The organism is Calditrichota bacterium (genome assembly GCA_014359355.1).
Classification (GTDB): Bacteria; Zhuqueibacterota; Zhuqueibacteria; order JANLFK01; family Oleimicrobiaceae; genus Oleimicrobium.
In genome coordinates, this window is sequence record JACIZP010000059.1 from 1 (window position 1) to 11,078 (window position 11,078).

General features: G+C 59.5%; 9 protein-coding genes. All 9 read left to right on the forward strand.

Features of this window, described 5'->3' with window-relative positions; all coding sequences use genetic code 11:
* Positions 1-1,302, forward strand: a 1,302-nt coding sequence (locus tag H5U38_02605) for a hypothetical protein (protein ID MBC7185903.1), incomplete at its 5' end; no start/stop codon positions are given.
* A gap of 137 nt (positions 1,303-1,439) precedes the next feature.
* On the forward strand, positions 1,440-1,895 hold the full coding sequence (locus H5U38_02610) for a dTDP-4-dehydrorhamnose 3,5-epimerase family protein (protein MBC7185904.1): 456 nt from the start codon (positions 1,440-1,442) through the stop codon (positions 1,893-1,895).
* A 21-nt stretch (positions 1,896-1,916) separates the two neighbouring features.
* Positions 1,917-2,921, forward strand: a complete 1,005-nt coding sequence (gene rfbB, locus H5U38_02615; GenBank protein MBC7185905.1) for a dTDP-glucose 4,6-dehydratase — start codon at positions 1,917-1,919, stop codon at positions 2,919-2,921.
* Positions 2,922-3,054: 133 nt separating this feature from the next.
* Positions 3,055-4,374 (forward strand): nucleotide sugar dehydrogenase, encoded by a 1,320-nt coding sequence (locus tag H5U38_02620; protein ID MBC7185906.1) that lies wholly within the window; start codon positions 3,055-3,057, stop codon positions 4,372-4,374.
* A gap of 160 nt (positions 4,375-4,534) precedes the next feature.
* On the forward strand, positions 4,535-6,019 hold the full coding sequence (locus H5U38_02625; protein MBC7185907.1) for an oligosaccharide flippase family protein: 1,485 nt from the start codon (positions 4,535-4,537) through the stop codon (positions 6,017-6,019).
* 141 nt (positions 6,020-6,160) lie between these two features.
* Entirely contained in the window at positions 6,161-7,579 is a 1,419-nt protein-coding gene (locus H5U38_02630) for a flippase (GenBank protein MBC7185908.1), read from the forward strand.
* 213 nt (positions 7,580-7,792) lie between these two features.
* Positions 7,793-8,941: a glycosyltransferase family 2 protein gene (locus H5U38_02635; GenBank protein MBC7185909.1), complete on the forward strand. Its 1,149-nt coding sequence runs from the start codon at positions 7,793-7,795 to the stop codon at positions 8,939-8,941.
* Positions 8,942-8,984: 43 nt separating this feature from the next.
* Entirely contained in the window at positions 8,985-10,385 is a 1,401-nt protein-coding gene (locus tag H5U38_02640; GenBank protein MBC7185910.1) for an undecaprenyl-phosphate glucose phosphotransferase, read from the forward strand.
* A 13-nt stretch (positions 10,386-10,398) separates the two neighbouring features.
* Positions 10,399-11,078 (forward strand): serine--tRNA ligase (locus H5U38_02645; GenBank protein MBC7185911.1); only part of this gene is annotated, 680 nt, incomplete at its 3' end.

Consider the following 11,078-nt stretch of genomic DNA (forward strand, 5'->3'; position numbering starts at 1 on the left):
CTGCAGACACCTGAGGGACAAGCGCTGAAAGCCGTATGGGAGCGCTATGAACCCCAATTCGCCTTCAACCTTCACGACCAAAGCGGCAGAAGGACGGTGGGAAGCAGCGGGAAATTGGCGGCAGTCGCCCTGCTTGCCCCACCCTTCGACTGGGAACAGAGCGACAATCCGGTGCGGGTGCGGGCCAAGAAGGTAGCTGCGGTCATCGCCCAGTCCCTTGCGCCTTTCGTCTACGGGCACATCTCCCGTTACGATGCCGGATACATGCCCCGCGCATTCGGTGACGCAATGCAGGCATGGGGTACGAGCACGGTCTTGCTGGAAACGGGAGGATGGTACAGAGATGACCCCCAGTTCATGGTGCGGCTCAACTTTGTAGCGCTTCTTACGGCGCTGCACACCATTGCCACAGGAGCCGTCGAATTGGCAAATCCCGCCCTGTACGATGCGCTGCCTGAGAACGGTGACCCCCTCTACGACCTGTTGGTGATGGACGCACTGGTGTGGGATGGCGTCCATGAGCTGGCCTTCCGCGCCGACCTTGCCATCAACTTCGACGCCGCCGGGAAAGGAGGAAGCGACACCTTGGGCGTGATCGTCGATCTCGGTGACCTCGACGGTCTTGCTGCCAAGGACACCTTGGATGCATGCGGAAGGCTGGTAGTACCTGGTTTCTTTGCTCTGGTAAGCGGCGCGGAAGAGGTCTCCCTGGCGGATTCCCTGCGAGCGCTTCTTGCTGCAGGCTGCACCTCGGCCATCTGCGTCGCTCCCCTCCAGAGCGCCAGCCAGCTCTTGGAGCGACTTGCCTCCCGCGGGAAGGGGGTCACCAACGTGGGCGTGGCGGTCTCCTCCGCGGCGTGGGCGCCGGACGACACCTGCGCGGCATTGCGACTTGCTGCCTGTTTTGCGAATGGGGTGCTGGGCATGGTGGTGGAAGGGGACACAGCAACAAAACCCAGCGGCCTTGGTCAAGAGGTGGTGAGCTGGTTCGGTCGCCCGGTCATTGGCGCGGAGAAACTTTCGGGCGCCGGGGGAACGCCCGCCGGAACCTGGGAGCGCTTGAAAAGGCGGACCTCCAGCGTGGCAGAGGCCTTTCACCTTGTCGATAGGGGTTCCATCGCGGTTGGGAAGGTTGCCGACCTGACCTTCCTGGAAGTGCCCACAGCAGGCGTGCCCGAGGGACTTGCCAGCGCGAAAGTGACGCACGTGATGATCGGCGGCAGAGTGGTCTGGGAGAGCGGTCGGCTGGTGCGCGCTGATGGAGGGCGACTTCTGGCACGACCCGCCCCAGGCAGACGCTGACCATCCGCAGCGCGGGTCCGATGCCGTATAGGGTGATGTCCCGAGTCCGAGGGGAAGGAGCGGCGAAGCAACAAACCAATTGACTTTTAGGCCGCCGTTTTGTAAATTGACATCCGTTTCTGCGAGGAGGCTCAGAGGTGATCGACGGCGTGAAGCTCAAAAGGCTGCGTGTGATTCCAGACGAACGCGGCCGCCTCATGGAGATGTTGAGGGCTGACGACGAGATGTTCTCCAAGTTCGGCCAGGTCTACATGACCACTACCTATCCCGGCATCATCAAGGGGTGGCACTACCACAAGCTCCAGGAGGACAATATCGTCGTCGTCAAAGGAATGCTCAAAGTGGTGCTTTACGACGATCGCCCAGATTCTCCCACTCGGGGCGAAGTGAATGAGTTCTTCATTGGCGAGCACAATCCGGTCCTGGTTCACGTCCCTGTCGGGGTTCTGCACGGCTGGAAGTGCATTGGCCAAGAGGAGGCGATTGTGGTGAACACGGTGACCGAGCCCTACAACTATGCCCAACCGGATGAGTACCGCCTGCCGTACGATTCGCCTCAGGTGCCGTACAATTGGGACGTCAAGATGGGCTAACCGACGAGGGGAATCTCGCCCATGACCACTTATTTGGTGACTGGTGGAGCTGGCTTTATCGGTAGCAACTATGTGCACTTTCTGTTGCGCACCTATGACGACGTGCGCGTCATCAACTTAGACAAACTTACCTACGCGGGTAATCTCAACAACCTACGCGATGTGCAAGATGACCCGCGCTACCGGTTCGTGAGGGGGGACATTTGCGACCGGGCCTTGGTGAGCCAGCTTATGAAAGGGGTCGACGTGGTGGTTAACTTTGCCGCCGAGAGCCACGTGGACCGCTCAATCGGTGCGCCGGACGACTTTATCAAGACCGACGTCTTTGGCGCCTTTGTACTGCTGGAGTGTGCCCGCGAGCATCGCGTGCAAAAGTTCATCCAGATCAGCACGGATGAAGTCTATGGGAGCATCGAGCAGGGGTCCTTCACGGAGGAATCGCCGCTCAAGCCGTCCAGTCCCTACTCCGCCTCCAAGGCAGGTGCGGACCGCTTGGCCCACTCTTACTTCGTCACTTATGGGCTGCCGGTGATCATCACCCGCTGTTCCAATAACTTTGGGCCCTATCAGTATCCGGAGAAACTCATCCCGCTCTTTGTCACCAACGCGCTGGACGATAAGGCGCTGCCGATCTATGGTGACGGCAAGAACGTACGGGACTGGATCTACGTTGAGGACCATTGCGAAGCGATCGACCTCCTGGTGCACCGCGGCGTTGACGGGGAGACTTACAACATCGGCGCGGGGAACGAGAAGAACAATTTGGAAATCACGGCCATCATCTTGGAGGAGCTGGCCAAGCCCAAGGAGCTGATGACCTTTGTCAAAGACCGGCCCGGCCACGATCGGCGTTATTCGGTGAGTACGGAGAAGATCCGGGCGTTGGGTTGGCAGCCGCGCCACCAGTTCCGAGAGGCGATGGCTTCCACTATCAGGTGGTATCGCGACAACCGTTGGTGGTGGGAACCCCTCAAGAGCGGGGAATATCTCGCATACTACCGGGCGCACTACCAGCGGGATCTATGAAGCTCGCTGCTCGTGCGCGTTTTGTGGAGTGGAATGGTCATCCAGTTCGGTAGACCGCTCGACCATTCCATTCTTTTTGATCGAGACAAAAAGCGGAGTGCAGACACAACAACTAAGGACTGGAGAGGAGCAGATGCAGGACAAAATCGCAGACCGGACAGCAAAGATCGGCATCGTTGGTTTGGGGTATGTGGGACTCCCCTTAGCAGTGGAATTCGCCAAGAAGGGGTTCCCGGTGGTGGGCATTGACAAATCAGCGGCCAAAGTGGAAAAGATCAACCGCGGCGAGAACTACATCGACGACGTGGACGACAATGAGCTGGCAGCCTGCGTGAAGGAGGGCAAGCTGTCGGCGACCACCAGCTACGCGTGCGTGCCGGACTTGGACGTGATCTACATCTGCGTGCCGACGCCATTTACCGACAACAAGGAACCTGATGTGTCCTACATCGTAGATTCGGCCACGGAAATCGCCAAGGGGCTGCGGAAGGGGCAACTCGTCATCCTCAAGAGCACGACCTTTCCAGAGACGACCGAAAAGGTCGTGCAGCCGATTCTTGAGAAGACCGGGCTGAAAGTGGGAAAGGATTTCCATCTGGCCTTTTCGCCGGAACGGATCGACCCCGGCAACAAGAAGTTCACCACTGCCAATACACCCACGGTGGTCGGCGGCGTGACCAAACGGTGTACAGAGCTCGCTTGCGCCATAACCGGACAAGTTGTTTCCCAGGTGGTTCCGGTTTCCAGCCCACGTGTGGCGGAGATGGAGAAGCTGCTGGAGAACATCTTCCGCAGTGTGAACATCGCCTTGGTGAACGAGCTCGCCCGACTGTGCGACCGCATGGGCGGCATCGACGTGTGGGAGGTCATCGAGGCGGCATCAACCAAGCCGTTCGGTTTCATGCCCTTCTACCCGGGGCCGGGCATCGGCGGCCATTGCATCCTTGTCGACCCATACTATTTGGCTTGGAAGGCCAGGGAGTACGATTTTCACACCAACTTCATCGAGCTGGCTGCCGAGACCAACGAAGATATGCCGTTTTACGTCATGGGCATGGTCCGGCGGGTGCTTTGCGACCGCGGCATTGCTTTTGGTAAGGCAAAGATCCTCATTCTTGGCGTGGCCTTCAAACGCGACATTGACGACGTGCGTAACTCCCCAGCGCTCAAGGTGATGGAACTCCTGGTTAACCGCGGTGCCAAGCACGTCGCGTACAACGACCCCTACGTGCCCAAGGTGATCGTCGACGGCAAAGAGTTTCGCTCCGTAAAGCTGACCAGGCAGGCCATTGCCGGCGCGGACTTGGTGCTGATTACCACCGACCATTCGTGCTATGACTATGAGCTCATTGTCCGCCACGCCAAGAACATCGTCGACACCCGCAACGCGACGCGCAACGTGAAGGGCCGGGAGAAGAAGGTCACGCTTCTGGGAGGCGGAAGGCGGTTGTAGACGCGCCGCTTGGCAGGATCTGGGAGAAGTCTTGCTGCACGCCTGATGATAGTTGCTTGAGCAGTCAGGGAGGGATGGCAAGCGGATTTTGAGAAGCGGGAAGGTGGAGGAACATAGCCCAGCGAAATTGGCCAAGGAAGGCACTCTGCAGGAATTGATCGTGCGGTTACTGAAGCATTCCGGGGCCTATGCCTTGGCCACAGTGCTCAACCGCGCGGTGAATGTTGTGCTGCTTCCCCTCTATGCGCGCATGCTGGTGAAGGCCGAGTTCGGCGTGCTGGAAATTCTTACTGTTACCTCCACCGTGGTGATGTTGGTGCTGCAGCTGGGGATGGACTCGGCGCTCTTTCGCAGCGCCCTCTACCGGCACGGGGTGGACAAACGAGTCCTTACAAGCACCGCTCATTACTTTCTCGTCTTGACTGCACTGGTCGCGGTGGCGGTGCTCGTGGCGCTTGCCGGACCGATATCTCGGCTGCTGTTCGGCGACATGGGCTATGTCTGGCTCCTCCGTTTGGTTTTTGTGGGTGACTTTTTCCTGGTGTGCAACACCATCCCCATGGCGAGGCTGCGCATCGACGAAAAGTCGCTCAAGTTCGCCCTAATCGCAAGCGCCAATTTCGTGCTCAGTATTTCACTGAACGTCCTGTTCGTCGGGGTCCTCAGGCGGCGGGTGGAGGGCGCAGTGCTGGCTAACACGCTGGCGGCCCTGCTTTTTGCCTCCATCTACCTGGTGGTGATTTGGCCTGAGTTGGGCCCGGCGATCTCCGTAAGAGAGTTGAAGGAGATGCTGGCCTACGGGCTTCCGCTGGTCCCTGCCGCCGCATGCAACATGGTGCTGATGATGTCGGACCGGTACTTGCTGCGTTTCCTGGCGGACTTGGACCAGGTGGCCATGTACGCTGCGGCCACCCGCCTTGGGGTGATGATGATGCTCTTGGTGAGCGCCTTCCAATTGGCGTGGCCAGCGATCTTTTTCCCCATCGCCAGGCGGCAAGATGGGCCACGTACGTTCGCGCGACTGTTCGAGTTCTTCATGCTAGGCGTGTGCACCTTTGCCCTCTGGCTGGCGGTCTTTGCCAGAGACTTGATAGAGTTGCTGGCCACCAAGAGCTACTTGCCGGGCGCGCGGGTCGTGCCTCTTCTTGTGGCTTCCTTCGTGCTGTACGGCGTGTACTACTTCACCGCCATAGGGGTGCAAGTGAGGAAAAAGACCTATTTCCTCCCGCTTGGAATAGGCGTGGCAGCGGCGTTGAATCTGCTCTTGGGGTTGCATCTGGTGCCTCGCACCGGCATGATGGGTGCGGCGCTTGCGAAGGTACTCGCCTACGCGGTGCTGGCGGCGGTGATGTGGATGATCTCGCAGAGGCTCTACCGTGTGCCTTACGACATGGGCAAGTTCGCCCTCCTCCTCGGAACAGGAGTGGGGCTGTTCTTTCTCAGCACGCTGACGCCTCCGCGCTTAGCGGTGATGCCCGTCGCAGAACGCCTGGCAATTGTGGGTGCGTTTCCCGGGTTGATGCTTCTTTGCGGGTACGTGGATCGTGGTACTGTGCGTCGTCTTGCCACGGCTGTTTCCTCGAGCATGGCAAGGGGCAGAGCGACGACAGGTCACACGCCGCAAGACTGGAGCGAGATAGGGTGATGAACTAAGGTGTCGCTCCTGCCAGGCCCTGAACAGGGAGATGGTGAGAACTCATAGGCCGGGCGTATGGCGCAATTCTTGAGGTAACCGCCTCTGCAAACCGTTTCCGGAAAAGTAGCCCGCAATGCCGTGTTCGTGCTCATGGGCAGAATCGCGGTGTTGGGGTTGAACATGGTGACCATCGTCATCCTGGCCAGAGCATGGGGCGAGGAGATGTTCGGCATCTTTTCCTATGCCCTGGTAGTGGTGGGCCTCTTTGCCTTGCTCCCTGATTTTGGCATGCAGCCGGTGCTCATTCGCGAGATGGCGCGGCGACGGTCACAAGCCGGTGAGATTGTCGGGCTTGCGCTCTTCAGCAAAGCCGTGCTGGCGGCGATTGCTTTTTTGCTTTTGGCGATTGCTACGGCCGTTTTCTATCACGAGCCGCGTCTGCGTATGGCCCTCGCCTGGCTGAGCCTGACCATCCTCATTTCGGCAAAGCTGAACACCTTGCGGGTGGTCCTGGAGGGCGTGTTCCATGCCGACATGGACATGGGGCTGCCGGTTGTCTTTCAACTGGTCGACGGCGCGTTACAGGTTGCCCTGGTGGGCGCTCTGGTTCTGATTGGGGCAACACCGGGCCAGGTAATTGCCGGCTACGTCTTGTCCAATCTCCCCGGCCTGGTGTTGACAGTGGTGTATGTGCAGAAACGCACGCGGCCAGTTTTTCGCGTCGAACGTGCCGAGCTGCGCTGGCTGTTCAAGGAGTCGTTCCCCCTGTTCATTTACCTTGGCCTGACCATGCTGTACGAGCGCCTCGACGTGCTCTTTTTGAAATCCCTCTGGGGTGAGGCTGCGGTCGGGATCTATTCGACGGCCTTCCGCTTTACGGCTCCCCTGGGGTTTGTGCCTTTTGCTGTGGCCACTGCGCTTTATCCGGTAATGGCCAGGGCGGCGAGCGCCGAAGACGAGAAGCTCGGACTGGCATTCCGCATGGGGGTGAAGGGCTTGCTGGTCATTGGACTTGTTCTTGGGGTGGCGGGAACCATTGTCGGGAGGCCTCTGTTTCTTCTCCTTTTCGGGGAGAGGTTTGCCGGTGCCGCCTTGTCGTTCCAACTGTTGCTGTGGAGCCAGTGTTTCACCTTTCTGACGTTCTTTATGGTGGACTTTAACAACTCGCGCAACCGGCAGGGGCGGAACTCCCTGTTCATGCTGTGCATGCTGGTGCTGGCACTGCCGGTGCAATGGTGGTTCATCAGGCGCTTGGGGGTGACCGGCGCCGCGTGGGCCAAACTGATGCTTAATGGCGCAGGGCTCTGCGTGCTCTTTGGGCTCTCGTGGCGCGCGCTGACCGGGGAGCAGGCTGCGCTGGCGTGGCGCGCCGCTGCGGCGCTCGCGCTCTTCGTGGCGATTGCCGTCATGTACTTCCTTTTTGGTGGCCCTGTCCTGGTCTTTGCCGTGGGGCTTGTGGCTCTGTTGCTTGCCGGGTTGCATCGGTTGTTCACGCCACAGGAAAAGGCCCTTCTCCGGCAGGCGATGCGGACCTCCATTGCCGTGGCGCCACCGGCCGGGATTGGGTAGATGGGCGCTGTGCCCCACATGGCGCGGAAAGTACCGAGAAAGAGGGTTGCGGAGCGTCGGAACTGACACGATGCAGGTGGCGGGACCAAGGGTCTTGTTTGTTGGACGTGGACGTGTGCTGAGCATCGGCACGGTGAAGCACGTCGGAGGGACGGGGCCGCTCTGCCGCAGTCTTCGCCACGTGCATCGCTCTGCCCTGCGGGAGGCCGCGTAATGCTGGCCCGCATCGTCTTCTGGCTGAGCTTGGGTACGATTCTCTACACCTACGTGGGATACTACCTAATCCTCCTCGTGTGGTCACGGCTGCGCCCGCGTACCCGACGCAAGCAAGATGGTTTCATGCCCACGGTGTCCATGGTGGTGGCAGCCTACAATGAGGAGAAGGTCATCCGCGACAAGATAGAGAACTGCCGTGCCCTTGACTATCCGGTGGAGCGTATAGAGTTCCTTTTTGGCTCAGACGGCAGCACCGATGCCACTGTGGAGACGATCCGCTCGTGCGGAGTCCCGAACGTCCGAGTGCTCGCTTTTGCACAGCGGGAAGGCAAAGCGCGTGTGCTCAACAAACTTGTACCCGAAGCGCGAGGCGAGGTTCTGGTCTTCTCCGATGCCAACACGATCTATCAGCCTGATGCTCTGCGCAAGATGGTGGCGCATTTTGCGGACCCAAGCGTAGGGGGCGTGTGTGGCTACTTGCGGCTTATCAGCCCGGACCGGCGGGCGAGCAGCCAGGGAGAGGCCGTCTATTGGGACTATGAGAATCGCCTCAAGGAGATGGAAGGGCGCATCAAGACCGTTTTTGGTGCCACCGGCGGCATCTATGCCATTCGACGCGAGCTGTTCGTCCCTTTGCCGACGCACAAGATGGTCAACGATGACTTCTTGATCCCCCTGCGGATTGTCGGACAGGGCTACGATGTCGTCTATGAGGGGCAAGCGGTGGCCACAGAGTATACTTCGCCGCGGGTCAAAGGAGAGTTTCTGCGCAAGGTGAGAATCGGAGCGGCCAATTTCAATGTGTTGCCAGAGATCCGCAGCCTGCTGCATCCTCGGCGTGGGTACGTGGCTTTTGGCTTATGGTCGCACAAGCTCCTCCGCTGGCTGGTCCCGTTCATGCTGATCCTCTTGCTCGTGGCAAATCTCTGTGCGCTGGGCGCACCGTTTTTCAACTACTTTTTTCTCGTGCAGGGAGTGTTCTACCTACTGGTTATTCTGGGTTGGCTATTGAGTCTGGTGGGTGTCCGCCTGGGGGTGGTGACGTACGCCTACTACTTCGTGGTGATTCACATGGGACTGTTGGTGGGTTTTTTCAAGTTCTTGGTTGGCGGGCAGCCCGCGGCGTGGACGCGTGTGGAGCGATGAGCTGCGAGGAACAGTCATAAGCAAGGGAGTTTGAGAAAGAGCCGTGCCCAAGACGGTGCAAAGAATACTCCTCCTCCTTTCCGACTGCATAGCGTCCATGGGGGTGTTTTTGGCGTGGTGCTGGCTGCGCAAAGGAATGGGCTTCTTCGCCGAGACACAGGTGGGGAACCAGCTGGTCTTTGCCGCAATTCTGACGGCGTTCTGGGTGGTGGTGTTCTTCTTCTCGGGCCTGTACCGGCCCTGGTATGCGCAGTCGCGCATGGATGAACTCATCACGGTGCTCAAGGCCGTGACCTTCGGCATGGTTCTCCTGCTGTTGGCCACGACTGACTGGGACCGCGACCTGTCGCGGCCACCCTCGCTCAGTAGGATGATGATTGTGAGCTACTGGGGGCTGATGGCGGCGGCCGTGGGTGGTGGACGCGTCCTCTTACGCACCATCCAGCGCAAGCTGCTGGAGGCCGGGGTCGGCGTGCGCCGGACGCTCATCGTCGGTTGGAACGACAAGGCGCGCAAGTTGTTCGACGACCTTCTCCGCTATCCGGCCCTGGGTCACCGCGTGGTAGGATTCATCGACGCTTCGGCCAAGGAGGGCAGAGGCCAACATCGTGGGTGTCCGGTACTCGGCGGCCTGCGCGATTTGGGCGAAGTGGTGGTGAGGGAACAGATCGAGGAAGTCATAATCGCCCTGGAGGGGAACTCGCGGCGGAAGACGGTGGACGTCATTGCCCGCTGCGAGGGGCTGCCGGTCAACATCAAGATTCAGCCTGACCTGTACGACATCGTCACCGGTCAGATGCGCACCAACCAGATCTACGGTTTCCCGCTCATCGAGGTTTTTCCGCAGCTCATGCCTCCCTGGGAACGCAAGGCAAAGCGCGCCCTGGATGTGGTCGTATCTATCGTCGTCCTGGTGGGATTTCTGCCTCTCTGGTTGCTGGTTGCCCTGCTCATCAAGCTGGACTCGCCGGGGCCGGTGTTTTACAAGCAGAGTCGGGTCGGAAGAGGAGGGAGGCACTTTGAGATCTACAAGTTCCGCTCGATGATCGTCGGAGCCGAGAAGCTCACCGGTCCGGTGTGGGCGGGCAAGAACGACCCGCGGGTCACCAGAGTCGGGCGCATCATCCGGCGCCTGCGCATCGACGAGATCCCGCAGTTCATCAATGTGCTCAAGAACGACATGAGCCTGGTGGGACCGCGTCCGGAGCGGCCCTACTTTGTGGAGAAGCTGAAGCGCCACGTTCGCCTGTACACCAGACGGCTCATGGTCAAGCCGGGCATTACCGGATGGGCGCAGATCAAAGGGACCTATGACGAATCCCTGGAAGACGTCAAGCGGAAGCTGGAGTACGATTTCTACTATGTCGAGAACATGTCGCTCCGCATGGACATGAAGATTATCCTCAGGACGATCTGGGTGATGCTCACGGGCAAAGGGCAATAGAGGACCAACTGCGATGCTTGATCTGAAATTCATTCGCGAGAATGTGGACCTGGTACGACAGGCCATTGCCAACAAGCGCGAAGACGTGAATTTGGACCGGCTGCTGGAGTTGGACGAGCGGCGGCGCGCCATTTTGGCCGAAGGCGAGGCGCTCAAGGCACAGCGCAACAAGGTCTCCGAGACCATTGCGTCCATGAAGAAGCGCGGTGAGGATGCCTCGGCCTTGATCCAGGAAATGGGCAAGGTTGCCGACCGCATAAAGGAGCTGGATGGGCAGCTGGACGACCTGGCGAAGGCCATCTACGAGGTTCAGATCAGGATTCCCAACGTTCCGCACCCCAGTGTGCCCATAGGGGATGAATCGGCCAACGTGGTCATCAAGCACTGGGGGACTGTGGAGACCTTTGACTTTCAGCCAAAGACCCACTGGGAGATCGGCGAAAGCCTGGGCATACTGGATCTGGCGGGCGGTGCGAAAGTAGCCGGTGCCTTCTTCGTCAACTTCCGGGGACTGGGCGCCAAGTTGGAGCGCGCCCTGATCAATTTCATGCTCGATCTGCATGTGCAAAAACACGGCTACACCGAGGTCTTTCCGCCCTTTGTCACCAAGCGAGAGAGCATGTTCGGTACCGGGCAGATTCCCAAGCTCGAAAAGGACATGTACCGCATTGAGGAGGACGACCTTTTCCTGAT

What these genes read in the sequence shown, in the direction of transcription:
- rfbB (MBC7185905.1), top strand. Translation starts at nt 1,917, where the DNA reads ATGACCACTTATTTGGTGACTGGTGGAGCTGGCTTTATCGGTAGCAAC.
- H5U38_02620 (MBC7185906.1), top strand. Translation starts at nt 3,055, where the DNA reads ATGCAGGACAAAATCGCAGACCGGACAGCAAAGATCGGCATCGTTGGT.
- H5U38_02630 (MBC7185908.1), top strand. Translation starts at nt 6,161, where the DNA reads ATGGGCAGAATCGCGGTGTTGGGGTTGAACATGGTGACCATCGTCATC.
- H5U38_02635 (MBC7185909.1), top strand. Translation starts at nt 7,793, where the DNA reads ATGCTGGCCCGCATCGTCTTCTGGCTGAGCTTGGGTACGATTCTCTAC.